Annotated in this window: 1 pseudogene; it reads right to left on the bottom strand. The window is 44.1% G+C overall.

The annotated features are described in order from the left end of the window. Positions 1–89, bottom strand: a pseudogene (locus CF394_RS16125) ((2Fe-2S) ferredoxin domain-containing protein); the annotation flags it as partial. Positions 90–270: the final 181 nt, after the last annotated feature.

Genomic DNA, 270 nt, shown 5'->3' with positions numbered 1-270 from the left:
GTCAGTTCCTCAGCTCCGGCCCGATTGCAGCTGCTGCCGTTGCAGATAAAAATATGATGTTTCATATTACTTAAATCCCATGTCGCCATATGTATCTTCCCTCCAAATAAAACAGAATTATTCCGATTTGTAAGCGATAAAATGATAAAGAACTGAGAATGAATATAGAGGCGCCCCGGTCGATCACTGTCCGAAAGGTGATACTCATAACGGGGAGACGGCCCCGGCAACATCCGCAGTATTTCACTCCTTTCGAAAAGCTCCATATAT

Source organism: Tetzosporium hominis, assembly GCF_002265435.1.
Classification (GTDB): domain Bacteria; phylum Bacillota; class Bacilli; order Bacillales_A; family Planococcaceae; genus Chryseomicrobium; species Chryseomicrobium hominis.
Note: the sequence above shows the minus strand (reverse complement) of the source record. Positions and strands in the feature narration are given on the sequence as shown.